This window comes from Salimicrobium flavidum, assembly GCF_900156645.1.
Classification (GTDB): domain Bacteria; phylum Bacillota; class Bacilli; order Bacillales; family Halobacillaceae; genus Salimicrobium; species Salimicrobium flavidum.
In genome coordinates this window covers 123,795-148,767 of record NZ_FTOC01000004.1, presented here as the reverse complement: position 1 = coordinate 148,767, position 24,973 = coordinate 123,795, and the positions used below count along the sequence as shown (strand labels likewise).

The window sequence follows — 24,973 nt, the reverse complement described above, 5'->3', positions numbered from 1 at the left end:
GGGTCCTTCTAGGAAAAGGCGTAACATAACCCGAGAATCCCCTCTCTCCCCCTCGTTTTTTCAGACTTCGACCGGTGCTTTTCTTCTGCATCATACCCAACAATATTTTTAGATAGTAAAAATGATGTAATCTTTCTTACTTTTCAAAATATCCGGAGTGTTAGATAATTCTCTTGCGAGGGTAAATGGACAGATAGTGTAGGGAAGGATGGTTATATGAAAAAATGGCTCCTAGTCATCGTCATGTTACTTGTCGGGTGTAACGACACCTCCGAAGGCTCGGAAGATGATATTTCCGATATGAACTTTGATGATATAGAAACTTCTGCTCAGAATACGGAAGTGAACCTGTTCATGTGGGGAGGAGACGATGGCATCAATACTTATATCGATGAATGGGTGGCTCCCCGCCTGGAAGAAAACCATGACATCAATCTGACTCGGACACCGATGGATACCGGTGATATTCTACAAAAATTGAGAACGGAACGTCAGGCAGGGAAGCAGGAAGGTACCATCGATATTATTTGGGTAAACGGAGAAAATTTCAAAAATGCGAAAGAGAATGAACTTCTTTATGGTTCTTTCCGGGATAAGCTCCCCAATTTCCGGGATTACTATGATAAAGAGGAATTCACCCATGATTTCGGTACAGAAACAGAAGGGATGGAAGCACCGTGGGGGAAAGTGCAGTTTGCCTTGCAGTATGATGCGGCTAAAGTGAAGAACCCGCCTGAAACGTACGAAGAGTTGACCGATTGGGTGGAAGCCAACCCCGGCGAGTTCACTTATCCGACCCCCTCCGATTTTACCGGGAATGCTTTCTTGAGACAGATGCTCCTGGCTACAGCAGAAGACGCGGAAGCATTGACTGAACAATCTTTCGACAGGAAAAGAGCCGAGAATTATTCCGATGCGATGTGGAATGATTTGAATGAATGGAAGCCTCACCTCTTCCGGGAAGGCGAGTACTATCCCTCCTCACTGAGCGAGCTGGATCGCCTGTATAGTGAAGGGAAGGTCTCTATGACCATGGGGTACAATGAGGCGAGAAGTGAACATCTGATCAATGACGGTGTGTTTCCGGATACGACGGAGACGTTCGTTATGGATTCCGGTTCATTGGGGAACGCCCATTTTCTTTCTATCCCGTTTAACAGTACCAACGTCCCGGGGGCGTTGACGACGATCAATTATTTATTGTCCCCGGAAGCTCAGCTCCAGAAAATGAGACCATCTTCGTGGGGGGATAATACGGCGATAGCAATTGAACGGTTGCCGGAGGACATGCAAATGCAGTTTGAAGAGCTGGACCGGGGGGAGACTGTACCATCTGCGGAAAGACTGAGGGAAGCATTCCGTCCTGAGTTGGATACTGACTATCTCGAATGGATGACAAAGACGTGGGAAGATGAAGTTGTTCGTACGCCGTAAACCGTGGCTGATGCTCACTCCTGCTCTTTTGTTCCTCCTCCTGCCTTTATACGGATTGTGGTCTGCCCTCTGGAATAGCCTGACTCCTGACGGGGAGGTGACGCTCCGTGTATATTCCGCCCTGTTCTCGAATACTGAATTTCTCTTTTCCTTCTTCTATAGTATGTGGATCGCTCTCATTTCCACCATTCTTTCCCTGATGATCGGATGGCTGATGACCCGTTTCTTTCTTTTTTATCTTGAAAATACCGGAGGGAAGCTCGCGGTGTGGCTTCCGATGATATTTCCGCATTTCGTATGGGCCTATTTGATTCTTCTGTTGTTCAGGGAAGGAGGGGTGATCAGTGGATTCCTTCCCGGCGACCCGGCTTTTGCGAATGATCCGCAGGGTATTGGGATCATCCTTACTTATTTGGGGAAAGAGATCCCCTTTGTTATTCTTATGCTTCTTCCGGTCTATCTTGAAAGGAACCGGGCGTATGATGATCTTGTGGAAACACTCGGAGGTTCTTTTCTTTCGAGAATAAAAGATGCTGAATGGCCGTTTATTGCACCGGTACTCATAGAGACAGGGCTCATTATTTTCGCTTTTACATTCAGTGCTTATGAAGTACCCGCCCTGGTGGGTGCTACGTTTCCTGAAATGATTTCAGTATTTACGTATGACTGGTTCTATTCCGGGGACTGGAGCGAGCGACCTCTTGCATTTGCGGCTATGGTATCTTCGAGTGCGTTCATCGGTATTGTCGCGTGGATCCTGCTTTTCTTTATGAATAAAAAACGACGAAATATAACTGAAGGGCTGTAAGTCATGAAAATATATGTGTTTTGGACGATATTTGCACTGTTCGTATTCTTTCCGATCAGCCTATTGGTTCTTCAAAGTTTCACATCTCCCGGGAGCCTGACTGATGTTTCTGCACTCGGATGGGAAGAGCTGTTCGGGAGGAGACGTCTGCTTGAAGCGACAGGGGTTTCCATTGTCATCGGTTTCTTTGTTGTAGTATGTAATTTAGCGATAGGTTTGAGTGCCGGGAAAGCACTGGCTCTTTATGACTTTTTCGGGAAAACGGTCGTGGATACTCTGTTTGTCATGCCTCTGCTCCTTCCGCTGCTGGCTATCACCTTCGGACTCCATATTGCCATGATCCGTATAGGGTTGGCTGATACAGCGGCTGGAGTAGTCTTTATCCACCTGGTGCCGACGATCCCCTACAGTATCAGGATTTTTCGCAACGGGTATGTGAGTCTTGGAAAAAGAATGCAGGAACAGGGGGAAGTGCTCGGGGCGTCTGTTTGGCGAACTTTTCTCGATATTGAATTGCCTTTGCTCCGTTCTTCCATTCAGAGCGTGATTTTTCTGACGTTCGTTATCAGTCTCAGTCAGTATGTCATTACGGCAATCATTGGTGGAGGGTCCGTGGTGACGCTTGCTATGGTGTATTTTCCTTTTCTTTCATCGGCCAACACCTCACTTGTAGCTGCTTTTTCTCTCTGGTTTGCCCTGCTTCCGTTATTGTTCTACATAGGAGCAGAAGGATTGCTGCGACTGTTCCCATATCAGAGAAAGGTCAGGAGGTGAATAGTATGACTCCCTTCGTAAGGGTTGATAAAGCGTCGAAGAGATTCGGTGCGAATGAAATTTTTCGTAATGTTTCTTTTCGTCTCGAAGAAGGTCAGATATTCAGTGTCCTCGGACCTTCGGGTGGGGGGAAGACTACACTTCTCCGTTGTCTGGCCGGGCTTGAGACGCTTTCTTCCGGAGAGTTATTTATAAATGATGAAAATCTCACCCGTGTCAAAGCCAATGTACGGCAGGTCAGTCTTGTTTTTCAGGAGCCGCTACTTTTTCCGCACATGACCATCAGAGAGAACGTAGGGTATGGCCTGAAATTTTTGAAACTGAACAAAAAAGAGAAGAATAGGCGTGTCAGTGAATTCCTCCAGACGGTAGGACTTTCGGACTTTGGAGATCGCTACCCACGAGAACTCTCCGGAGGTCAGAAGCAGCGGGTGGCACTTGCGAGAAGCCTGATTCTGACCCCGAAGCTTCTGCTTCTGGATGAACCGTTCTCGAGCCTTGATAGGGAATTGAGGGTAGAGATGAGACGCTGGGTGAGGCTACTGCTCAAAGAACAGAACATAACAGCAGTGTTCGTTACCCATGACCAGGATGAAGCGATACAGATGGGGGATGTTATCGGTGTTTTCCGGGAAGGAACTTTCGAACAGATAGGAAGTCCGGAAGAAGTGTACGAAAACCCGTCCACACTTGCCATCGCACGTTTTTTCGGGGATGCGTGGGTCGTGGATGAAAACAGCTACATTCCGAGACGTCATCTTTACCTGAAGAGAAATGAAGATCACGCAAAAGTTCAGTGGAAGGGTGACATAGCAGGCATCCGTTTTATACAGGGGCTCGCGTTTACGGAGGTCCTTCTTACTACCAGCGAACGGATCGTGATTTACACTCCCGAAGATTATCAGGAAGGTGAAAAGGTCTTCGTTACGGCTGATCCATCATATATCCGTGATTTTCACCGGACGGGGGAAAGAGGATGAATCGACGACTGCGTGTTGTTGTCACTATCATCGTGTTTCTCGTTCTTGTCTTTTGGATCAATGCTCGATGGCAGATAGATCCTGAGGAAATCAGAATTTTCATTACATCATTCGGTTGGAAAGCCCCTTTTCTTTTCATTATTTTATACGCATTGACTCCGTTCTTCTTTTTTCCGGCTTCTCTGCTTTCTCTGACAGCAGGTATCACTTATGGAATATGGCCGGGGGTATTGTTCATCTGGATAGGGGCGACAGTAGCTGCTTCTGCCGGTTATGTAATCGGAAAATTTCTTGGAACGAAAGTGGCCAGTTTAAGGGAGATAGAAACGACAGCCCGTTTCCAGGAAAGAGTGAGCACTCACGGTTTTTTATTCGTCCTTATTCTTCGTTTGATTCCTCTGATCGGGTTCGGAATGCTCAATTATCTTTCCGGATGGCTCCACATCCGTTTCCGTTCCTATGTAACTGCGACGATGGTAGGGATCCTGCCGGGAACGATCGCTTATGTCACCGTAGGCGCAGGGATTGTCAGTGGGAATTTATGGATGGTGGCAGCAGCAATTGTCGGAGCGGGGGTTTTCATCAGTATCGTTTATTTTCATAAAAACAATATCCGTAATTGGCTAGGATTTCCGGAGAAGAAAGGGAAGGATTGAAATGCTGGATACTCATGCAAGGAAATATGTGGAACCGTCGATTGAACAGACAGCACACTGGCTTCTTCGAAAGGGGAGATCAGCGAATCAAGTGACGGTTTTCGCCTTTCTTATCGGAATAGGCGCTTCCGTATCATATATAGCAGGTTTACCTTGGCTCGCTGTATTATTTTTGTGGCTGTCGGGGTTTCTCGATGCTGTCGATGGTACGATGGCGCGACATTCCGAAACCTCTCTATTTGGAACGGTTATGGACGTCACTTTCGATCGCCTTGTCGAAATAGGGATCATTCTTGCTGTGGCGTACGTACATCCCGAAGTATTGGGGCCGTTGCTTTTGCTAAGTGTGTCGATCATTTTTTCCATCACTGTATTTCTCGTTGTTGGAACTGTTTCGGAAAAAGCGGGTATGAAATCTTTTTACTACCAGGCTGGGGTTGCTGAAAGAACGGAAGGTTTTCTGCTTTTCAGTCTGATGATTCTTCTTCCCCAGTGGCTTTTGTATCTGACGCTTGTGTTTTTTATAGTGGAGACGTTCACAGGTCTGCAGCGATTGTTTGAAGCGAAAAGAATGTTGACCTAGATATAGTAACACAGGACTACTTCTTATATAGAAAGAAGGGATGAAGATGTACGATATCATTGTAATCGGCGGAGGGGCCGGAGGATTGACGGTGGCGGCAGGAGCAGCCTCTCTAGGGGCGAGAACGGCACTTATCGAGAAGAAAGAGGCTCTTGGTGGAGATTGTCTGCATTTCGGGTGTATTCCTTCCAAAGCATTTATCGAAGCGGCGAATGAAATTTATGCAGCGCGTCATACCTCGTACGCAGGGATCGAAGCCCGTGGCGAGGTCGATCTTTCGAAGATCATGGAGCGGGTGAATCAGTCTGTAGCAACGATTCAAAAAGAAGACAGCAGAGAACGATTTGAAGCTCTTGGTGTCGATATTTATCAGGGGTCGCCGACCTTTACAGGAAAACGGGAGTTGAACGTGGAAGGTACAGTACTGAGCGGAAAGAAAATCGTACTCGCAACAGGTTCCTCAGTGAAGCATCCTGAAATCGAGGGGTTGGAAGAAGCGGAGTACTGGACGAATGAGACGGTATTCCAACAAACGGACTTACCGGAAACGATGGCATTTATCGGCGCGGGGCCGGTGGGTCTTGAAATCGCTCAGGCCTTTGCGCGGCTCGGAACGAAGGTCACTGTTTTTGAAAGTGGTAAGTCTATCCTGAAGAAAGAAGACCCCGTCATCCGGCAAAAAGCGATGGAGATCCTTTCCCGGGAAATGACGATCATCACTGATGCTCGCGTGCAGAAGATAAGCAATGAAGGATCCATGGTCCACTACACCACTGCAGGGGAAGAAGAAACGCTTCAGACGGACCGGATATTTCTTGCTACAGGTCGTAAACCGAATACAGAAGGGCTTAACCTTTCTGCGGGCGATGTCACGAAAAATGAGGAGGGGTTCATCAGAGTCGATGAGACGCTTCGGACTTCCAATCCTGATGTATTCGCTGTAGGTGATGTCACCGGTCATATGCCGTTCACTCATGTGGCGGGCGTTCATGGGAAGCTCGTCGTGCAGAATGCCCTTTTTTCTCTGAAGAGAAGAATGTCCTACGAAGCGATCCCCTGGAACACTTATATTACCCCGGAAATATTTCATATCGGAAAAACACAGGAAGAAGCAGAGGAAGCGTATGTATATGAAACGCGGCTTCAGCAGGTGGATCGTTTCATAGCTGATCACGCTACGGAGGGTGTCGTGAGGATCATCACTGATCGAAAAGGATTTGTCCTGGGGGCTCATGCCATCGGAAAAGGTGCAGGGGACTGGATGCAACCGGTTGTAGCACTTATGAACAATAAAGGTCATATAAAGGAGCTTTCCGAAATGGTCTATCCTTATCCTAACCATGCAGCTGCTCTGGAGGATACAGCCGGGCAGTATTGGCGTCTGAAATTGTTTGCAGGTATCGTTCCTGCGCTCACGAAGAAGTTCCTGCGGTGGCGCCTATGAAAAAATTGCTGCTTATCGGTGGAGGGCATGCTCATGTTTTTATCCTGAAAGCTCTCCAGAAAGAGAAACTTGATATGGAAGTGACGATGATCTCCCCATCCGTTCATCAGTATTATTCCGGGATGTTTTCAGGCTATACGGAAGGGATTTATAACGAAGAGGATATACGTATCGACCTTTCTGAGCTCGCTGCTTCCGGAGGAGCGTCTTTCCGCAAAGGAGAAGTCCAATCCATTGATCCTTTGAATAAGGAAGCGGTAATGAAAGAGGAACGGATACCATTCGATCTGATATCTTTTGATATAGGTTCTCTGGTACGGAAGGTTCCGGGGAGCGGGGAAGAAATGTATTCTGTGAAACCGAATCACGTGTTTCCTGAAAACATCAGTAGGTTGAAGCGATCCGAAGAACCGGTCGTGGTCGGAGGAGGTGCAGCTGGTGTGGAGTTGGCCCTTTCCATGCTGGCCTGGAGAAAGAAAAACCAGGTGTACCAGCGGGTCACTCTCATCGACTCCGGAGATCTTTTGGAAGAATTCGGGGAGAAGGCCTCGAAAAAAGCGAAGACCATAGCTGCATACAAAGGTCTCTCCTTTATAACCGGAGAGCGTGTCGAGCAGATCGGGGAGGATGGTCTTCTGACAGACAAGGGTAGAAACGTCTCCCATTCAGGAGTGCTCTGGCTTTCAGGTGCAGAAGCACCTCCATTGTTTGAACGTTCCGGTCTGAACGTGGATAGCAAAGGCTTTCTGTTAGTGAATGACCAGCTTCGAAATGATGAATACCCGTTCGTTTATGGGGCCGGGGATTGTGTCAGTCTGTACAATTCGAGCATACCTAAGAATGGCGTGTTTGCAGTGCGTCAGGCCCCCGTCCTCTGGGAGAATCTTAAGAGGGAAGTGATGCAGGAAGACCCGGTTTCTTTTCGACCTCCGAAAACATACATGGCAATATTATCGACCGGAGACCGGGAGGGACTGCTTTCTTACGGAAAGCTCATCTTACATCATCACCTTTGTTTCAGATTGAAACACTTTATCGATTCTAAGTTTATGGAAAAATATCAAAAGTAGAAAACCCTTTCCGTGAAATCACGGAAAGGGTTATAAGTTCAGGTGTCAGTCTTCGCGACTGACGATCGTATATTTTTTATGGTTGATGCACGTGAGATGGGAGTCGACGTCCCGGTACGGCAATTTTTCCATGATACTGAGGTCGACAACAACGGAATTTGTGCAGCCGGAAGGGATGACTTTCCCTTTCCAGGTTTCCTTTCCACGAGTAAAAGTGACTATATCTCCTGGGGTTGCTTTATTCTCTTCTGCTACGGGTATATCTTGTTCCTGCACGGTTCTCCCCCTGCCTTCCTACATGTTATTTATTAGTTAAATACCACGTAGAAAGGAGGAATAAACATTATAGAGTGCTGTAAAAACTGCGAGAGAGTCCAGTTTCGATAAGGTTCCACGCCTCTTCCGCCTTTTCTTCAGGTCCAAGGTGAGTGAATGCGTGCTGACATCCATCAAATTCATGGAGATCCACGGAGACTCCGTCATGCTTCAACTTACCGGCATATCGCTTACCTTCAGGGTTGAACGCGTCATGTTCCGGAATGAGAAAAAGGGCAGGTGGTAGTCCACTCACGTCTTCTGCGAATACTGGAGACGCATGGGGATTCCCCATATCACCGCGGTCAGGTATATAGGATTCATTGAGAAAATGGGCAGCCTGCGGGAATTTGGCCCGGTACTTATCAGGTTCCGGTTTATCTGCATGAGAGGTAACGAAATCAAGCATCGGATAGGCAAGGACCTGTAAAAGCGGCTGTGGTTCCTGTTTTTCTTTCAAGTAAAGACAAAGGGCTGCTGCAAGATTCCCTCCCGAACTCTGGCCACCTACCGCAAAACGATCCGGATGAAGGAACAGCTCTGGAGCGTATCTCTTCAGCCAGTGCCATATTTCATAAAGCTGATGAAGCGGAAGCGGGAACGGATATTCCGGAGCCTTCGGGTAATCGACGTTTACGACGGCACAGTGAGCATGATTCGCTATATGACGACAGTAAGCATCATCCATCTCCTTGTTGTTCATGATGAACGCACCCCCGTGCAGGTTTATGTAGACAGGAAGTGGATCGTAATCGTGTGCGGCCGGATAGTAGATGGAAATCTCAGAGGTCGCTATCTGGGTATCGATAAGGAAATCTTTTTTATCCCCGACTTCTTCATAGGGTACCATCGTTTCTTTCTCTTCTTTGTTAGGAAAAAGTCGCAGTGTACTGGCGACAGTCTTCTTCAACATCTTCATCCCGCCTTTCGTTATAGTATCCTTCTATTCTTACCCTGTTTTCTTCAATTGTAAGCATATATAAAAGGATTTCGGGGAAGAAAGATAAAAATACACTAAGTTATATAAAGGCTCTGTTACTAGTAGTGGATTTTCTTCGACGCTTCAAGGGGGTTGCACTTCCGGATTCGACACTCATCAGTACCAGAGTCTGTAGAAAACAACTGGAGGATTCTTATGTTCTGGATGATTGCAGCGATTGCGTCCACAGTAGGTCTTTTTCGTCATCGTGTTTCATTTCCTGATACGGAACCGAAAGCCTCGAAAAGCTTCACTACGATTGTTCCTGCTAGAAACGAAGAAGAAAATTTGAAGAAACTTCTGTCGACCCTCCCTTCAGATCAGGAAGTGATTGTTGTCGATGACAACTCGAATGATGAAACGGCTACGGTATCGGATGAGTTCGGTGCTACTGTTATTCAGGCTCCTGAATTGCCGGATGGGAAAATCCTGGGCTTGTCATAATGGTGCAAAATCAGCTACCGGAGATACTTTGATGTTTCTGGATGCGGACACGTGGGTTGAAGAGAAAGGAATGGAGCGTATCGTTCGTTATGTGGAAGACAACCAAGTTTTTCTCACCGTACATCCTTATCACGTAATGGAATCGTTCGCTGAGAAGTTTTCTGACCTATTCCATTCAGTCGTGTACGCCTCCTCCGGGATTACATCAATCGGACGAAAAAGATTCGGTATCCAGGGGGGATTCGGCCCTTGTGTTGCTCTCCCCCGTTCCATGTATGACAGTATGGGAGGGCATGAAGTGATCAAAGGAGAAGTGACGGAACATTTCGAGTTTTTGAGAAAAGCAAAAGCCTCCGGATATCCAGTGGAAGCCTTCAGCGGAAAAGGCGTCCTATCTATGCGTATGTACCAGGCGGATATTAAAGAGGTGGCTGCAGGTTGGTCGAAGAGTTTCGCTTCGGGCGCTGTGTCGGCTTCTCCGTGGACTACAGTCATAAATGTGGTCTGGATATCTTCTGTTCTTTCTTTTGTTACCCGTATGAAAAGACTCGGTCTTGTTTCTCTCTTCGGGTACGGGGTCCTTTCTGCCTGGTTATATCGTTTCTGGAAGGATATTGGGAATTTCAGTAAAAGGGATGCTATGATTTTCCCGGTTCATTTTCTGTTTTTCATTACTCTGTTCGGCTATTCTGCAGTGCGGACTTTCCTTTTTCGTCAAAGTACTTGGAAAGGACGTGTCATAAGTTGAATGGAGAGCGAGGACTGAAAATACCCGCGTAGCTTTTCCTGTTGGCTCTGTTATCGTTCCTAGTTGATTTTTATCTCTACGGGTGGAAGCTTGCCGCGGGCATGACGTAAACTTCCGGAACCTCACTCCGTTCGATTCCGGTGATTTTCCGTTCATGCTACTCCCGCAGGCGTCTCCACCCTTCGTTTTGAAATCAACAACAGGCTTTAACAGAGCCTTCCTGTTAAGTGAAATGCTTCTTCTATCGATGATTCGTAAAGGTAGATAAATGGAGGAGGAACTAATATGGGTGGCACAGGTAGAAGAAAAAGGAACTACAGGAAACAAAGCGAAGGGGATAAGTGGAAAGACATTCTTTTGGATATCGTCATGTGCATTCCGGAAGTTCTTCTGCTTCCTGTTCGTATTCTTTATTATCTTGGAAAAATCCTGATGCATGCTCTTCGCCACGCTGTGGAAGCATTGTAAATAGAGAAGAAAGAGGTGGACGGGGTGAGGTATGGAATAACTATGTTTTCCTCTGTATTGCTGCCTGCGTTTATCATCCTTTTCATCATTCTTTCTATAAGAGACGGAGTCGGGTATGTATTCGCGGCTTTACTTCTTTTCGTAATCTATGCTATGTCGACGGGGATTACTGTAGAGGAAGATCAGGTTGTCCAGCATGTTCTGTTATTCCGAAAGAGCATCCATCGTCGTGTTTTGAAACCGGAAGATATAGAAAAAATCGTGTTTTTCCACTTGGGTGGATCGAATGGTAAAGCGGTGATTCATACTTGTGAAGGGAAAAATATGCAGGTAACCGAATCGAACTATGAGATTATGGCATATTTGGAGAGATTTTCATTGCATCACAACATAACCGCTGAATATGGAGAGGAATACAGACAGCATTGAGGAGGCAAGTGGATGAAAGGAATCAAGTTTTATATATGGACGGGTGTTATCGCTTATTTATCATGGCCTTTTTATTTTCTCATTAATCAGTCCCACGACTATAAAAATTCGGATATCGTAGAAGCGATGGGCCTGGTGACAGCAATGCTGATCGTTTATGTGATTATTCTTTTCCTTTATTTCAAGAAGCCTTAGTCCCTTCTGTTGAAAAGTTGTACAACTTTCCAGGAATAGTAGAGTTCATTTGCCAATTTCCCTTCATTTTTTCACAATCCAAAAGTATTCAGTTATGTGTGAAAAATTGGTAGAGTGTAGGAAAGGTCAATGGAGAAGGGGAAGATGAAGAATGCGAAGAGTGGCGTGGACGATTATATTTTTAGTGATCCTTAACATAAGTCTGTTTGTTTTATATGGAACGATGATTTCTTCACAGGAAGAACCGGAGATGATCCGAAGTGAACAAATTGTCGATACAGAAAACAGCGCTCCCTCTTTCGAAAGTTGAGGGGGGAAAGACTTTGAAATTGTTCGAAATAGAAGAAATCTGCCTGATCTCATGATAAAATGGAAAGATGAACGTTACCAAAAACTTTTTTATAAAGGCTGGAACGATACAGAACAATGAGGTTAGGAGCAATATACTTTGAGCAAAAAAGGGAAGTCACATCTATCATTCCGTTTAAATATCATTTTTTTGATCGTGTTCCTGCTATTCGCAGTACTTATCCTCCAACTTGGGGTCGTTCAGATATTGAGCGGGGAATCGGCGCAGGATCAGATTGATCGCACAGAGAACGTGACGACGAATATCCCTGTGCCGCGCGGAGAAATGTACGATAGAAACGGGAATGTCATCGTCGATAATGCATCCATGTACTCTATCACCTACACTCCTCCCAAAGGTGTACAGGCAGATGATAAACTTGCGCTCGCTGAGAAGCTGAGTCAGTACATGTCACTTGATACGGAGAGTCTGCGACTCAGAGATAGAAAAGAATATTTTTTCCTTAAAAACCCGGATGTCATTGAAGAACGGGTAGATGAAGAAGCGATGGCGGATCTTGATTCAGGTGAAGTGTATCAGGCTCAACTCGATGCGATCACAGAGGAGGAGGTCGCCGACTATGATGAGGAAACCCTTCAGGTGATTGCCATCAATAAAGAACTGAACCAGGCTTATGCGCTTGCTCCTCACGTAGTCAAAGATGAGAACATTTCGGAAGAAGAATACTCGAGAATTGCTGAGCATCTCCCTTCTCTCCCGGGTATCAACGTGACGACGAACTGGGAGCGCAAATACCCGCATGGGACAGTGTTCCAGAACTATTTGGGCAACATTTCAACGAGGGAACAGGGAGTTCCGAGAGAGAAATTGCAGGAATACCTGGCACTTGATTACAGTCGGAATGACCGTGTCGGAAGGAGCGGTCTCGAAGAAGAGTATGAAAGTGTGCTACGTGGAGTGAAAGAGAAGGTTCAGCATACGACCGATAGGAACAATAACGTGATAGATTCCAAAGTTATAAGAGAAGGTAAGAGCGGGAAGGACCTTGTACTTTCCATCGATATGGAATATCAGAAACGGGTGGACAACATCGTCCAGGAAGAACTGGCGAAAGCTGTACCTAACAACCCTCATATGGAGAATGCGGTCGTAGTCGTCTCCAAACCGGATACGGGAGAAGTGCTGGCAGTTTCGGGACAAACGTATAACAGAAGTGCTTCGAATAGTGAGGAAAGATTCAGTGATACGTCCCACCAGGCCGTTTACAACGCTTATCTTCCTGGTTCTGTAGTAAAAGGGGCCACGGTGCTTACAGGACTTCATGAAGATGTAATCGCTCCGGGTACAACTTTTTACGACCGTCCGCTACAATTCCCAGCTTCTGAAGATATGGGATCCTATGCGAACCTCGGTTCTGTGAACGACCTCCAAGCAATTCAGCTGTCGTCTAACGTATATATGTACAACATTGCCATGCGCCTCGGTGACTATTACTACCAACCGAACCAGCCGCTACGAATGGATGAAGAACAGGCGAATTATCTGATGCGATACAATTTCCATCAGTTCGGTCTCGGGGTTCCTACCGGCATCGATTTTCCCTTTGAAGCTACCGGGTTCGAAGGAAGCAATCCGACCGGTTCAGACGTGATGCGGACGGCAATCGGTCAGTACAGCAGTTATACTGCAATGCAGCTGAATCAGTATGTGTCGACGATTGCAAATGGCGGTAACCGCATACAGCCGAGATTCGTCACTTCTATTCACGAACCATCCAATTCAGAAGAGAGATTAGGGGACGTTTACAGGGATTTTGCGCCGAATACGCAGAATAGTCTTCAAATGGACCAGGCGTATATCGAAAGAGTGCAGCGCGGGTTCGAAATGGTTACGCAGACCCCTCAAGGGACGTCCTCCGATGTGTTCAATAATAGTCGCTTTGGAGAATACGATATTGCCGGGAAGTCTGGTACAGCCGAAGCGGATCAGTATTTGCCACGCGCCTCCGGTAACGGGACGTACCGGGTACCATTGACGAACAAGAACTTCGTCGGCTATGCACCGTCGGAAGATCCTGAAATTGCATTTTCCGTCATCGTGCCTGCCCTTGATGCAGGTGCCAGTGAGACCCCTAACTATCAGATCGGTGCTCGTGTAGTAGAGGCTTACTTCCAGTTGAAAGAAGAACGGGCGGAGAATGCTGAAGAAGCTTCTCAGAACGAAAACGAAGAATCATAGAATAAATGACTGCACATGAAAGAGCCTGGGGCAGAATGTATGATAGAAATGCTAAAAACGAATATCTAAGAAAAACACGGAGACTCCTAGGGTAAGAGTACGAGCTTCAGCTGAAGCCGTGCCTATGGAGAGCGACGTGTTTTTCTTATGAATCATTCCATAAACGAAGGTATATAAAAATCCGAACAATGTTGTTCGGATTTTTAAACGTAAAAGCAGATTTTGTCTCATGCTCTTTTTGATAAGTTCTATACAAAAATCCACAGAGACGTGCCTGCTCATTTATTCGTCCCGTGCTACATGAAAGGAGCTCCCGGAATGTTTATTTTTACGGTAGTTTTCTTGAAGTCAGGGGGATTTCCGACCTCTTCTGACTATCCAGACTATGGACAGTAGGATAGAGAAGGATGTTACGAGAAGAGTAGATCTGAAATAAGGTGGATGATAGGTGAATTCCACCTTTTTATCCCCAGACTCTATAGAAGTCCCTAGCATACTGTAATTGACTTCAGCTGTTTCTCTCTGTTCTCCATCCACCTTCACAGACCATCCCTTTTCAAATGGAACAGGAATGGCGAGGTACCCGTCTGATTGTACCTCCAGAGAATCTATGGTGATCCGGTTCCCGTTTCTCGTGACGTCCCCTCTATTTCCGGCGTTTTGCGAAGCTTCTTCCAGCGTCTGGTAGTCCTCCGCAAACACACCGATCTCCTCAAGGGTGTAACTCCCTTCTCTCATTCGTATAGAAATCACTTTTTCTTTCGGAACGCGGATGGTGATATCATTCACCCCTGTTTTATAAATAGAGTCTCTTGATTTGCGGGTTGTATAAAAATCATTGACCTCGAGAGAAAACAGAGGAGCTTCCTTATCATTATGGAGTAGATAGAATGATACATAGATATCTTCAGCGTCTGAAGCCATGGTCTCTTCAGGAAGTATGAGGTCGATCCCACCTTCGTCTGCTGTTATGTCCAGTTGACCCTCAGCGTAACTTCCTCCGATACTTTCTACAGATACTTCGTCTGCAAGATTCCTATGAGAAGGCAGGTCACTTGAGGTAGTAGTCGCTCCTTTGACGATAAGACCTTTCAACATAGCATCTTCACGGGAAATCGGATGGGAGTTTTCAAGCGACTCTTCACTGTAAATCTTATCGGATATTTGCACATAGGGAAGGGGATTCGTATTTTCATAAATGACGAAGTTTTCGCTATCCATCATTCTTTCAAATCCATAAGGGGCGTTGTCTTCTTCCCCTTTTTCATACATTACGTAATTTCCAAGCCATAAACTGTGCAGGTTCGCCCTGTCACCGAATCCGGAATAACGACTTACACTTTCCCTTTTCATATCAATTTCGAGGTCGTGATAATAATAATTCAACAGGTTCCCGTTCAAAATACTCGAGTAAGCACTCGTACCCTGGAAACCCTGGATAATTGGTGTGTTGTACCTCCCATCGGCCATCCAGCTTACTCTGGCTAAGGGAGAGGAGGCGGTTGCTTTCTGGATCAGTTGCTGTTGTTCTGTACCGATGTAATCACTGCTTAGGATGTATTCCTTTGAACTCTCATGAACTTCTCCGCCCCGGAACAGCTTATCCCACTGATATGTGTTCATGATTACAAGTTGCACAGTTATCGCTACAATGACGAGCGGTAGAATCCCTCTTCTAGCATTCAGGGGACTAGAACCTAGAAACAGATAAGTTACAGCTGTCCCAATAAGAACCAATATCGACCATGGGCTCATTATCTGAAGGCTGGTATCACCGAGCAAAAATAAGATATATAAGATACCCATACCGATTCCCGCTCGTCTCACATCTCTTAGTTTCAAGGATTTCAGCAAAGGCAGGCCTGTTGCTATGGCACCTCCGATGGTAAAGGAAGCAAGGTACTCATAGCGATGCTGAGGGGCTGAGAATCCATTAAAGAAACTGGCTGCATAAGGAATGAAATGGAGACCGATCAGGATGAGACTGATAATAGCAAAAAATCGGAAACCTCTATTTTGATAAAGAGGCCGAAGGAGAAGCATTAATAGAAAAAGAGCCGGGACAATCAAGTAAATACTGTCATAAAGTATGTTCGTCGTACCTTCGACAAGAGCGATCTCCTGGTTGTAGGGGGGACGCACGTTCTGAAGGAATCCCCATACCGCAGGAATGAAACCTATAGTACCAATACCGAAACCGAGCCCAACGGCCGGTACGTAGACTTTCATCTGTTTCATTTTAGTCGTCTCCATGGTTGAGATAGGGATGAACCAGCGGAGGAGAATATACATACCCGTGAAGAACCCGTTGATATATGCGAAGTAGAAGTTGTCGAAAAAGCTGAGGGCCGTTGCGACAATCAGCCAGCCGGGTTTGTTTTCCCGGATTATTTTTTCGACGCCGAGCACAAGGAGCGGAAGCCACAGGAAAGCATCACCGAAAAACTCCCAGTATGTAACGTGATGAAAATACTTCGCTGCAGTAGCATAAAAAACAGCTCCCGTGAATGAAGGAACGAGCCTGCCGGTCAGATAGCGGAAGACGAGCGTCGTGATGATAAGCACCAAAAACATTCTTGTTATGCTGAAAAAGACAGTACTTTGAGCCCAGAACAAAACATCCGGTTCTCCGATTACAGCAAAGGTCTCCAACATAAACACGACCGCTACAGTGAAAAAGAAAAAGATATTGAGGCTGAAATAGTAAGCTAGTTGACTGTATGTACCTCCACCGAGACCGAATTCATAGGAGTAGAAGAACTCTCCATCTGTGAACTGATCATAAAGCATTTCTTTGAAAGGGATCATCTGAGATAGACCATCATCGGGGCCGACCAAATATTGCCCTTCGTTCCATTGATATAAAAAGAATGCATGGGCCAGTATGGCGGTGAGCAGACTGAAACTAAGCAGTAGCATGATTTGTTTCTTTGTCATAAGCGTTCACGCCCTACCTTTTTAATATTTTTCCGGTCACGATGAAAGTTATCGGAACGGTGAAGAAGACCGCTACTAAGGGTGCAACATTTCCATTCCACCCGAACAGATCGACGAAAATGAAAACGAGCAGCGAGGACACCGACATATTGACGACCTGTGTGAAGGGGAACATGAGAAATTTCGGTATCGTGGGCTTCACTCTATACGTAAAATACACGTTCAGGAAAAAAGAAATGACCATACTGATGAAGAAGGCTGAAATATGAGACAGGAGATAGAACCAGTCCAACAGATTGTAAAAGAGTACGTAGAATAGATAATAGTTTGTCGTGTTCAGTCCGCCCACAAGAACGAACCGGGTGAATTCATTATTCCATTTTTTCATAGGACTTCCTTTCTGTATTACTTTCCTTAACCAGGTAATGAGGCCGGCGCTTCGTTTCCATATAGATTCTTCCGACATACTCACCGATGACTCCGAGACTGATAAGCTGGACTCCTCCGAGTATCAGTACAGAAGAAATCGTTGTGAAATAACCGGGTACAGCTACCCCGCGGAAAAGAATCATGATAAACATCAGGGAGATATAAATAAGACTAAGTCCCATGATTAAAAACCCCGCATAAAACACCATGCGGAGTGGTCGCTGGTTAAAGGATAAAATACCTTCGATTCCGTATTCAAGCAGTTGTTTCATAGACCAGTGAGAGTCGCCTTTTTCACGTTTGACATTCTCATAATGGATGACTTTTTTTTCGAAGCCGATCCAGGAAAAGAGACCTTTAGAGAACCTGTTGCCTTCACTCATTGCCAGAATAGCATCAATCGCCTGTCTGCCAAGGAGTCGGAAGTCCCCTTCCCCGTCTGCCAGGTCCACCTGAGCCAACTTATTGACCATCTTATAATAGGAGGAAGACAGAAAGGAACGTGATTTGGATTCTCCCTCTCGAGTCCGTCTTGCGACCACCTGTTGGTAGCCTTCGAAGTACCCATCTAACAATTGGGGGATGAGGGAAGGAGGGTGTTGTAAGTCGGCGTCCATAATGATCACCGTTTCACCGAAGGCATGTTGGAGTCCGGCGATCAGGGCAGGTTCCTTCCCGAAATTACGGCTGAAGGAAATGTATTTCACTTCTGGAGCGTGTTCAGCTAAGGTTCTGATTCTTGCAAGAGTATCATCTCTGCTTCCGTCATCCACGAATATCGCTTCAAAATCACAAGAAAGGGCTTTGAATTCTTTTTCGAGAGCATCGTGGATCATATCTATGTTTTCACCCTCGTTATACGCAGGGATGATGACTGATACCATAAAATTATCCATGGCTTACCTCCGTCCAATTTCTAACTGATATCCTACTACCCTGGCATGGGGAGGTCGAAACTATGATGTAGGAACGGAACTGCAAGCGGAGAAGTTCATTTCCATACTGATGCGTTTTAGCCGTTAACACGCAAAATCTTTTGAATAGCCTGAAAAAAAGGAGGACTACAGCCTCCTTTTTCCTTAAGCTTTGTTATCATTCATTGTTGATTTTCATCTCTTCGGGTGAAAAATTGCCGCGGGCATGACGTAAACTTCCGGAATCTCTCTACGTTCGATTCCGGTGATTTTTAAGTTCATACTTTTCCCGCAGGAGTCTCCACCCTTCGTTCTAAAATCCACACCAGGTTTTAACAGAGAGGTTCATGCAAAGATATTTGCACCATGATACATGAAAATTTTCGGGATCTGTTAGTATTCGAGTTTGATAGGGTGGATAAAGAGAAAGGCGGCGACTCCGACGGGAATAGCAGCAGCTGAAGACCCCGCAGGGAAACGAGGAGGCTGAAGCGTTGCCCGTGGAAAGCGTCCGCCTGAATATTTATTTTTAGGGTAGCCTTTTCTTAATATTCTTCGTATATGGCCGGGTGTTGATTTTTGAGTCTGCCGTCCTCTCTGTGAAGCTCGTTCATGATTCTCATTTCAGCTTCATCGAGAGAGAAGTTGAAAATATCCATGTTTTCTCTCTGTCTTTCCGGAGAAGAGGATTTCGGTATAGGAAGTGTGCCAAGTTGATGATGCCAGCGCAAAATTACTTGTGAGACACTTTTTTCATGACGCGCCGCAATCGATTGTATCGTTTCGTTACCGAGGATATTGGTCACTCTGGCAAGCGGGCTCCATGATTCGGTCTGAATGCCATTCTCTTTATGGTAGGCAATCTGATCTGCCTGATTGAAGAAAGGGTGTAATTCAATCTGGTTGATAACGGGAGTGGTTCCTGTTTCCTTTTGAAGACGCTCCAGATGTTCAGGGAGAAAGTTGCATACGCCGATGGAGCGGATTAGTCCCCATTTTTTTGCATCAATCAGTGCCTGCCAAGCTTCCAGATATTTATCCTGTTTCGGATTCGGCCAATGAATCAGGTACAGATCATAATAGTCGAGTCCGGAACGATATAGAGACTCCTGGATAGCGGGAACTGCTCTATTGTACTCATGGTAACGACCGGGTAATTTTGATGTGATGCGGAGCTCATCTCTTGGAATACTGCTTCGACGCACAGCTTCCCCTACGGTTCCTTCATTTTCATAATTGTAGGCAGTATCGATAAGACGATAGCCCATATCGATAGCGCTTTGAATAGAAACCGCGCCATCGTTTCCATTCAGACGATAAGTTCCGAAACCGATAGCCGGCAGTTTAAGCCCATCGTGTAATGTCACTTCAGGAATAGAATTTTTCATCAATGATTCCTCCTTATGTATATAACCTGTATTCCTCTTTGACGGGAATGACAAACAGGAATGATCGAATAACTGAAGAAAAATATGAACCACTCAGCCGTTTTCATTTTAAATAATAAGGGAAAAGGACAATCAGTATGAGTTCAGGAGGGGTATAATGGAAAACGAAGCGAAACTATTGCATCATTTTAAAGATGTGAAAGAATTCGAGACAGAAGGGCTGCAGAACAATGGTATAGCTTTTCCTGAGCTGGAACAGGTGCTGAAGGATTACATACTGAGCCAGCAGAAGGAAACGCTTTTCTTCAAGGAATGTCTTGTCCAGTTGAAACAACGGAGCGATGGTGATGTGAGAACGGTGAAAATCACGTATCAGGATGACGATATGAACAGTGACATCCGTTTGTGGGGAGCCAGAAATGAAGATACCGGAGAAGTTCTCACCATGAGCGTGGATGCTGTAAATCTTGTCACAGAAGAAGTCGTATATGAACGTCAATTGATTTGATGATTAAACGCCTGAACGAAAGTTTGACCACTTTCGTTCAGGCGTAATTTTTTAAGAGGAGCTATGATTGTTGCCTCTCTACTCCTGCGACACCTTTTCGATTCATATCACCCCATGAGCTTTTCCTTCTGGTCAGGAACATCCACAGGCCTTCGAATCTCCACCAGACGAGTAGCGGACGATACCAGAAACTTTCGGTGAGAGCCCAGAGGTAAAGTTTCAGGATGCTTTTCACATCCGGATATTTATGGTATGTCCACTCTTCAAGCAGTACGGCCAGAGCAGAAAGAAGGGAGCCGTAAAAAATCGTCACCACTCCCATCACCATCGTAATTTCGATCGAGACAAACGAGAGGATAATTCCCAGGATGATGATGATATATCCTGTCAATTCAACTACTGCACTGAGCAGTTCTACCATGAGGTAATAAGGGAGAACAGCCCAATCCCTTTGTATTTAGGGTTGAAAAGCATTTTTCTATGAATCCACAGCGTTTCAGCGAGTCCTCTTTGCCACCGTCGGCGCTGTGCTCTAAGGGAAGAGAAAGTGGAAGGAGCTTCCGTCCAGCAGACCGGGTCCTGAATGTATTCAATACGCTGCTTCGATTTTTCATCCTTCAGGGTGCGGTGAATACGTACAACAAGCTCCATATCCTCTCCTACTGTAGCGGTGTTGTATCCCCCTGCTTTGATTACACGGTTCTTTTCGAATACACCGAAAGCTCCCGAGATGATCAGCAACATGTTCATGTGTGATAATCCGAGTCGCCCTATGAGAAATGCGCGGAAATATTCGACGATTTGCAGGAGAATCACCGGTTGTTTAGGGAGACCGATCTTTTTGACTTCACTTTGAACGATCTCCGAGCCGTTTGCGATACGGACCGTTCCTCCCGTAACTGTAACCTGACCATTTGAATCTATGACCGGTTTCATCGTTTTCAATAGAGCATTTTGATCGAGGAGAGAGTCACCATCGATGGCTGCAAAATAAGGGTATTTGGAGAAGTTGATACCGCAATTGAGTGCATCGGCTTTTCCCCCCGTTCTCTTTCCGTAACAAATACAGATTAGGATGTATTTTGGAACGGTAACCTTCGAAAACCGGACGGGTCTGGAAATGACTTCTCGTGGCCAGGTTCATCGGTTCCATGTCAAAACCTTAATCATACGTGTAGCAGTCTCGTCTTTGGAACCGTCATCAATGACGATGACTTCGAATGTTGGATAGTTCAGGTTCAACATAGAGGTTGCCGTTTGAACGACCCCCACTTCTTCGTTATAAGCGGGTACGAGTACAGAGACTGGGAATGTATCCCTGTTGATGGCCGTTTCCTCGATGACTTCCTCGCGTTCAAGACCTCGTTCTTTTCTGATCTTCGGTCCGGAAATCAGAAAAAGGGTGAGGTAAACTACGGCAACTGACACCATGTAAATGATGACCACAATAGCGACTGCATCGATAATAAAAGATACCTGATCCTGATTCATGAATGAACCACCTCCATAGATAGAAGCCGGGACGCCATGTCGCGCGCATATTTATCTTCGTGATGTTCGATTACGTCTTCGAGAAGAAGCGGCCCTTGCGGTAATTGACGCAAAGCTTCCAGGGCAGCGTAGCGCACCCGCCATTCTCTGTCTCTGGCTAAGGACTGCAGTTCATTTCTATAATCCTCCAGTTGAAGACTCCCAACCACTTTAGCTGCAAGCATGCGTTCTTCCCAGCTCGTAGATTGGAAAAAAGCAGAAATCTTTTCAGGGTCGAGGCAGCTTCCTATCTCAGAGATGGAGCGCAGAGCTTTCAGGCGAATTTCCCTATTTGGAAAAGTGAGACGTTTTCAATGAAAGGGAGAAATTCTCGAGCTTCGAGTTCTCCACTTATAGAAACGATTCACAACTGAAGCTGGTGAGGGAGACGTTCCTTATTGTTTTCCATTGCATCCATCAGTTGACGGATCACAGAAATCGGGATTTTCCGAAGCAATTCCTTGATCATCCTTTGGGAGAGCTGGTGGCTCTGAAGAAGAATCGGGATAAGCCTCTCATCATGGAATGAAGCAAGTGTTCGTAATGCTTGTCTGTATTCTTCGTCTGAAGCGGTGAGGTGATGGAAATGAATCCAAACATCGTTCTTCAGCTCAATAATGCTGAATTCTTCAATAAAATAGAGAGTGTTCACTCTTTGGGACCAGCTCCCGTGTTTCAAATAGAGACGATAAGAAGGGACGAGGTAAAAGTGAGTTACGGCTTGAAGCCTTTTTTTATCGATACTTTCATATTCATGATCTATGAGGTGGTTCAAAATTCCTTCAATCACCGGTACGTAGATCCGTGCTGGAGCATCGACCTCTGGCTTTGTTCCTGAGTTTGATAGCAAATAGGCATAGAAGGAGGGGAACCAGTTTTGATAATACCTTTCTTTTTCTTCTTCTGAATCCAGCCTCTGTTTTTTTGCTGTGAGAAGATAGACAAGCACAACACCCTGAAGCACGAACAGTAAGATTATTAACAAAAAGGCGAATTCGACCATAGTGAATGATAACCTCCTGAGGAGAAACTTTTTCGTTCATTATTATGAACAGAAAAGTCGGCTCTTAAAGTTGTTGGAACAGATGAAAACCACATGGACGAGAAGTGATGGTGAGTTTATTGGAAATTAGTAGCACCCCGATTACCCCTTTTGCCGCGTTAGATTTATTAGTATTCAGAAAATGTTTTTTGAAGAATATCGTAAGACTGTTTCAACCGTTCCTCATTCTCAGGAAGGTTCCAGTTCTCCCATGTATAGCTCATATATTCGGAGATCGAGGAGGCCGGTTGGTCGGGCAAAACGTCCGTAAGTGTTCCTTCTTGATTTTGAATGAATGCTGCAAATCGGAAATCCTCAAACGACCGGGACTCTTCAAGGCCATCCTTCCAGAGGTCGGCCATCTGCTCTTTTTGACTCGGGTCTTTGATATTCAGCAACAGCCACGGGATTCTGACTTCTCAATATTCCCATCGATGGAATAGTCGGTCAGTGAGTTATATCTTTCCGCCACAGGGTCGGTATTTCCGTGCTTTAAGATACCTGTTTCGTAGGAAGTGAAAGGTACCACTTCTCCAGATTCCGGAAGGGTGAGCTCTTTATTCAAAGCAAGACGGATCGGGTGCAACCTCCCGTTATCCTTTTCTTTTGCATAAGGTTTATTCTCTATGCTTTCTAGGATTTCACCATATTGATAGTAGAAAGGGTCGTAGTAACTGTCCACTTTCAAAGTCGCCTCGTCTTTCCCCTGTATTTCAAGAAGGAAATCAATGCCCCGGTCGAAAGTAGCTTCGCCTGAGCTTGTGATTCCCTGGTCCTGGATCGTATCTATGCCGAGGTTCAGGCTATTTCCCTTGAAGGAGAAGTCCCCGGACGTTTCTATTCTGAGATATAGATATCCCTCGTCATGGTCGACTGCAAAAGAACGAAGAGCATCGTTTCTTTTCCGTGCCAGTTCTTTGTCTTTCCAGGGGGTTCCCTTCCCGTCGATTTTTCTTTTTAAGCTGTCAAAGGAAAGAAGGCCGAACTGCTGCTCGTTCGTCTGGGCGTTGGACCAGAAGGGACGTCGGTCCGGGTTATCCAGGTCCATCGTGTTCCACGTACGTTTGAACCATTCGTCCTGCCATGTGAACACGAGTCCTCCCATCGCTCCTTCAGCCACGATATCTTCGAATAATCTGCTGTTGATTTCTCCCTGTTCCTGTTCCGAGTGGTGACCCTGGTCGAGCCCGAACGGATTCTCGTGGGTCATCCCCCGGGAACCGGGTACCCCGAACTCGGCAACGAGTACCGGCATGTCGTGCTGGGAAATGAGGTCGTTCAAATAGCCGGCATAACTATTCTTTTCTCCTCGATGATCCGTATACTCCAGATACTCCTCATCGTAATTAAGAAAGTCGGGATAATAGGGATACACGTGGTAGGAAGCGAACATGCCACTGGTGAAGCTTTCTTTCGTCTTAATTACGTTCGGATCCACCCTTGCCATATCTTCCTCAGGAATGGGCTCTGAGGGATGGTCGAGAAAGTCGGTAGTGACCCAGTTCGTAAAGCTTATCGGCCGTTGCGTATTATAATTTTCATTTCATAACGAATAGTGAAGTCCATCATGGAAGTGAGCCAATGTTCAAAAGGTGAAGCATTTTCTGTAAACACATAGTCCCCGTCGTACTTTCCGATACCTTCATGTTTATCGTTTTTACCTTTCACCATTTCGGGGTACCATTCCACCCCTATGATCCAACCCGCTACATACTCCGAAACATCAGCTGTATATGCGCCGCTGGCGTGACCGGGTTCTTCCTCGATATCCGCGTTGCCATGGACGACATCTATCAGGCTCTGAATCTCACTACGGAACTTGCTCGTACTTTCTTCGTTGAAGCTATCCAGTGTTTCAGTGAGCGGTTCTTCTTCTGCCCATACACCATGGAATATATAAAGAGGGTCTTCAGCCTTTTCATTATGTTTTTTCAGCGCATTGTAGAACTCAGGTGGATGTCGTGTATATACTCGGAGCGCATTCGCATTCATTTCACTGATTTGCCGGAACCAGCGCGATTATTCATCTTGAGTGATGGCTGCTTCACCAGTAAACGTTCCGGGCTTAGCCATTCGCATATTCACTCCTTTGATCAGAGTGCTGGTCTATTCCCCATCTTTGTAGATTTCAAATTCTCCGTCCGCGACACGTGCAGGGCTCTCTTTGTCCATGTTACGCATCACTCCTTTATGTTCACGGGTCGATTCATCTGAAACGCTCTCATCACTGATCAGTGTTTGCAGCGTCTCCCCGTATGATAGTTTCCATAAAATGAAGGGAAGAAGCAATAAAAGAACAAAGATACCGCCGATCCACCATTTCTTCATTAGGCTCATTTCTCCTTTTGGA

Annotated in this window: 29 protein-coding genes and 1 pseudogene; 16 read left to right on the top strand and 14 right to left on the bottom strand. The window is 45.8% G+C overall.

From position 1 onward, the window contains the following. Positions 1-216: 216 nt before the first annotated feature. The 8 genes from BW944_RS07675 to BW944_RS07640 are packed head-to-tail and all read left to right on the top strand — an operon-like array spanning position 217 to position 7,749. The gene (locus BW944_RS07675; protein ID WP_076558386.1) at positions 217-1,434 is read left to right on the top strand and encodes an ABC transporter substrate-binding protein; all 1,218 of its coding nucleotides are present in this window, start codon (positions 217-219) and stop codon (positions 1,432-1,434) included. Next, positions 1,412-2,242, top strand: a complete 831-nt coding sequence (locus BW944_RS07670) for a hypothetical protein (RefSeq protein WP_076558385.1) — start codon at positions 1,412-1,414, stop codon at positions 2,240-2,242. The genes BW944_RS07675 and BW944_RS07670 overlap by 23 nt, the downstream gene beginning before the upstream one ends. A 3-nt stretch (positions 2,243-2,245) precedes the next feature. Continuing rightward, the gene (locus tag BW944_RS07665; protein ID WP_076558383.1) at positions 2,246-3,016 is read left to right on the top strand and encodes an ABC transporter permease; all 771 of its coding nucleotides are present in this window, start codon (positions 2,246-2,248) and stop codon (positions 3,014-3,016) included. A gap of 5 nt (positions 3,017-3,021) precedes the next feature. Then, entirely contained in the window at positions 3,022-3,996 is a 975-nt protein-coding gene (locus tag BW944_RS07660; protein WP_076558381.1) for an ABC transporter ATP-binding protein, read from the top strand. After that, a complete protein-coding gene (locus tag BW944_RS07655) occupies positions 3,993-4,652 on the top strand; it encodes a TVP38/TMEM64 family protein (protein ID WP_076558379.1) in 660 nt (219 codons plus the stop codon). Before BW944_RS07660 ends, BW944_RS07655 begins: the two co-directional genes overlap by 4 nt. Position 4,653: 1 nt before the next feature. Beyond that, a complete protein-coding gene (locus BW944_RS07650) occupies positions 4,654-5,235 on the top strand; it encodes a CDP-alcohol phosphatidyltransferase family protein (RefSeq protein WP_076558377.1) in 582 nt (193 codons plus the stop codon). 46 nt (positions 5,236-5,281) lie between these two features. Beyond that, entirely contained in the window at positions 5,282-6,679 is a 1,398-nt protein-coding gene (locus tag BW944_RS07645) for a dihydrolipoyl dehydrogenase family protein (protein WP_084193671.1), read from the top strand. Beyond that, the gene (locus tag BW944_RS07640) at positions 6,676-7,749 is read left to right on the top strand and encodes an FAD-dependent oxidoreductase (RefSeq protein ID WP_076558373.1); all 1,074 of its coding nucleotides are present in this window, start codon (positions 6,676-6,678) and stop codon (positions 7,747-7,749) included. Before BW944_RS07645 ends, BW944_RS07640 begins: the two co-directional genes overlap by 4 nt. A 45-nt stretch (positions 7,750-7,794) precedes the next feature. Here the strand turns inward: BW944_RS07640 and BW944_RS07635 are convergent, their stop codons facing one another. Together BW944_RS07635 and BW944_RS07630 are read right to left on the bottom strand one after the other, a co-directional pair. After that, positions 7,795-8,025 (bottom strand): YkvS family protein, encoded by a 231-nt coding sequence (locus tag BW944_RS07635; RefSeq protein WP_076558371.1) that lies wholly within the window; start codon positions 8,023-8,025, stop codon positions 7,795-7,797. Positions 8,026-8,092: 67 nt separating this feature from the next. Next, positions 8,093-8,977: an alpha/beta hydrolase gene (locus tag BW944_RS07630; protein WP_076558369.1), complete on the bottom strand. Its 885-nt coding sequence runs from the start codon at positions 8,975-8,977 to the stop codon at positions 8,093-8,095. A gap of 222 nt (positions 8,978-9,199) precedes the next feature. Between BW944_RS07630 and BW944_RS15325 the strand changes: the two genes are divergently transcribed. The 7 genes from BW944_RS15325 (at position 9,200) to BW944_RS07605 (ending at position 13,875) form a co-directional block, all read left to right on the top strand. Further along, complete coding sequence (locus tag BW944_RS15325; RefSeq protein ID WP_268794098.1) at positions 9,200-9,487, top strand: glycosyltransferase family 2 protein; 288 nt, start codon at positions 9,200-9,202, stop codon at positions 9,485-9,487. Then, positions 9,384-10,235 (top strand): glycosyltransferase family 2 protein, encoded by an 852-nt coding sequence (locus tag BW944_RS07625; protein WP_327290983.1) that lies wholly within the window; start codon positions 9,384-9,386, stop codon positions 10,233-10,235. Before BW944_RS15325 ends, BW944_RS07625 begins: the two co-directional genes overlap by 104 nt. A gap of 285 nt (positions 10,236-10,520) precedes the next feature. Further along, a complete protein-coding gene (locus tag BW944_RS07620) occupies positions 10,521-10,703 on the top strand; it encodes a hypothetical protein (protein WP_076558368.1) in 183 nt (60 codons plus the stop codon). 24 nt (positions 10,704-10,727) lie between these two features. Next, positions 10,728-11,132: a hypothetical protein gene (locus BW944_RS07615; protein WP_143525689.1), complete on the top strand. Its 405-nt coding sequence runs from the start codon at positions 10,728-10,730 to the stop codon at positions 11,130-11,132. A gap of 12 nt (positions 11,133-11,144) precedes the next feature. Beyond that, the gene (locus BW944_RS07610) at positions 11,145-11,327 is read left to right on the top strand and encodes a hypothetical protein (RefSeq protein ID WP_076558365.1); all 183 of its coding nucleotides are present in this window, start codon (positions 11,145-11,147) and stop codon (positions 11,325-11,327) included. A gap of 151 nt (positions 11,328-11,478) precedes the next feature. Further along, positions 11,479-11,637, top strand: a complete 159-nt coding sequence (locus BW944_RS15020; protein ID WP_159438201.1) for a hypothetical protein — start codon at positions 11,479-11,481, stop codon at positions 11,635-11,637. 138 nt (positions 11,638-11,775) lie between these two features. After that, positions 11,776-13,875: a peptidoglycan D,D-transpeptidase FtsI family protein gene (locus BW944_RS07605; RefSeq protein ID WP_076558363.1), complete on the top strand. Its 2,100-nt coding sequence runs from the start codon at positions 11,776-11,778 to the stop codon at positions 13,873-13,875. 348 nt (positions 13,876-14,223) lie between these two features. On the opposite strand, the gene BW944_RS07600 is transcribed toward BW944_RS07605, so the two are convergent. The 4 genes from BW944_RS07600 to BW944_RS07585 all read right to left on the bottom strand — a co-directional run bounded on the left by BW944_RS07600 (position 14,224) and on the right by BW944_RS07585 (position 19,543). Then, entirely contained in the window at positions 14,224-16,812 is a 2,589-nt protein-coding gene (locus BW944_RS07600) for a YfhO family protein (protein WP_076558362.1), read from the bottom strand. Positions 16,813-16,825: 13 nt separating this feature from the next. Continuing rightward, positions 16,826-17,200: a GtrA family protein gene (locus BW944_RS07595; protein WP_076558360.1), complete on the bottom strand. Its 375-nt coding sequence runs from the start codon at positions 17,198-17,200 to the stop codon at positions 16,826-16,828. Continuing rightward, positions 17,184-18,137: a glycosyltransferase family 2 protein gene (locus BW944_RS07590; RefSeq protein ID WP_076558359.1), complete on the bottom strand. Its 954-nt coding sequence runs from the start codon at positions 18,135-18,137 to the stop codon at positions 17,184-17,186. Before BW944_RS07590 ends, BW944_RS07595 begins: the two co-directional genes overlap by 17 nt. Positions 18,138-18,700: 563 nt before the next feature. Next, entirely contained in the window at positions 18,701-19,543 is an 843-nt protein-coding gene (locus tag BW944_RS07585; protein WP_076558357.1) for an aldo/keto reductase, read from the bottom strand. Positions 19,544-19,700: 157 nt separating this feature from the next. On the opposite strand from BW944_RS07585, the gene BW944_RS07580 reads away from it, so the two are divergent. After that, on the top strand, positions 19,701-20,051 hold the full coding sequence (locus BW944_RS07580; RefSeq protein ID WP_076558355.1) for a hypothetical protein: 351 nt from the start codon (positions 19,701-19,703) through the stop codon (positions 20,049-20,051). Between the two features lie 61 nt (positions 20,052-20,112). Here the strand turns inward: BW944_RS07580 and BW944_RS15255 are convergent, their stop codons facing one another. From BW944_RS15255 to BW944_RS07555, 8 genes and pseudogenes are all read right to left on the bottom strand, one after another. Next, a complete protein-coding gene (locus BW944_RS15255) occupies positions 20,113-20,442 on the bottom strand; it encodes a hypothetical protein (RefSeq protein ID WP_234983143.1) in 330 nt (109 codons plus the stop codon). A 23-nt stretch (positions 20,443-20,465) separates the two neighbouring features. After that, positions 20,466-21,296, bottom strand: a pseudogene (locus BW944_RS15250) (glycosyltransferase family 2 protein). A 242-nt stretch (positions 21,297-21,538) separates the two neighbouring features. After that, the gene (locus tag BW944_RS07570) at positions 21,539-21,805 is read right to left on the bottom strand and encodes a HEAT repeat domain-containing protein (protein WP_268794101.1); all 267 of its coding nucleotides are present in this window, start codon (positions 21,803-21,805) and stop codon (positions 21,539-21,541) included. Between the two features lie 140 nt (positions 21,806-21,945). Continuing rightward, a complete protein-coding gene (locus BW944_RS07565) occupies positions 21,946-22,584 on the bottom strand; it encodes a hypothetical protein (protein ID WP_076558352.1) in 639 nt (212 codons plus the stop codon). Positions 22,585-22,751: 167 nt separating this feature from the next. Continuing rightward, on the bottom strand, positions 22,752-23,021 hold the full coding sequence (locus tag BW944_RS14885) for a hypothetical protein (RefSeq protein ID WP_143525688.1): 270 nt from the start codon (positions 23,019-23,021) through the stop codon (positions 22,752-22,754). Next, entirely contained in the window at positions 23,015-24,070 is a 1,056-nt protein-coding gene (locus BW944_RS14880; RefSeq protein WP_143525687.1) for a hypothetical protein, read from the bottom strand. The genes BW944_RS14885 and BW944_RS14880 overlap by 7 nt, the downstream gene beginning before the upstream one ends. Positions 24,071-24,135: 65 nt before the next feature. Beyond that, positions 24,136-24,615, bottom strand: a complete 480-nt coding sequence (locus BW944_RS14875) for a hypothetical protein (RefSeq protein WP_143525686.1) — start codon at positions 24,613-24,615, stop codon at positions 24,136-24,138. Positions 24,616-24,729: 114 nt separating this feature from the next. Continuing rightward, positions 24,730-24,951, bottom strand: coding sequence for a hypothetical protein (locus BW944_RS07555; protein ID WP_076558351.1), 222 nt, complete (start codon positions 24,949-24,951; stop codon positions 24,730-24,732). Between the last annotated feature and the right edge of the window lie 22 nt (positions 24,952-24,973).